Origin of the sequence: Sphingomonas endophytica (genome assembly GCF_001476895.1) — a bacterium.
GTDB classification, from domain to species: domain Bacteria; phylum Pseudomonadota; class Alphaproteobacteria; order Sphingomonadales; family Sphingomonadaceae; genus Sphingomonas; species Sphingomonas endophytica_A.
Genome location: NZ_LDTB01000119.1, coordinates 1 through 749 on the forward strand (window position 1 = coordinate 1; position 749 = coordinate 749).

A 749-nucleotide genomic window follows, 5' to 3' on the forward strand; every position below is an offset into this window, starting at 1 on the left:
GTTCTCGCGGCCGCGCTTCGGCAAGCCGGCGCCGCTCTCACGCTATCGGCCGGACCTGCCGGCCTGGCTCGATGCGGTGATCGGCAAGGCGCTCAGCGTCGAGCCCGCGCAGCGCTTCGGCGACGCCATCGAGTTCGCGCACGAACTGGAGAACGGCGCGACATGGGCTGGCCCTGCCGTCGCCACCCGCAAGTCGCTGCACGACCGCGATCCCCTGACGTTCTGGAGAGTGCTGTGCGCGATCCTGGCGCTGATCGTCGTGGTGCTGCTGGCGCGGCATTAAAGCGCGATGCGATTGGGTTGAATAATCATCGCGCTTTGGCTCCTTGTTTGAGCATGAACTTTTCGGAAAACCGCTTCAGATTTTTCCGGATCATGCTCTAGCCGCTCAAGACCCGGCGCGCCGGATCGTGATCCTGCTCTCGTCGGTCATGTCCTTGAGCTCCTTGTTCGGCTCACGATAGAGATGCCGCTCGATCTCGACGGTCCGGCCATCGGTCGTCTTTGTGCACTTCTCGTCGACAAAGACGCCGCCGACCTCCTGCTTGTCGGCGCCCGGCTTTGCCTCCGAGCAGGTCCAGCCATCCTCGCCGTAGCGCGACTTCGCCTGCAGGCCGAGCATGAACGCCTTCTTGCGCAGATAGAGCCGCGCCTTCGGATCGGTCTCGATGGTCAGCGCGGCAATCCGGGCGTCCTTGTCGATCATCACGGTCAGGATCGCCGGATGGCCGCCGACCATGGTGCCTTCG

Annotated in this window: 1 protein-coding gene and 1 pseudogene; one reads left to right on the forward strand and one right to left on the reverse strand. The window is 64.2% G+C overall.

Annotated features, from left to right (window positions below):
• Nucleotides 1-283, forward strand: a pseudogene (locus NS334_RS16250) (bifunctional protein-serine/threonine kinase/phosphatase); the annotation flags it as partial.
• Nucleotides 284-388: 105 nt separating this feature from the next.
• On the opposite strand, the gene NS334_RS16255 reads toward NS334_RS16250, so the two are convergent.
• The coding region (locus tag NS334_RS16255; RefSeq protein ID WP_206542673.1) for a hypothetical protein at nucleotides 389-749 on the reverse strand (361 nt) is incomplete at its 5' end.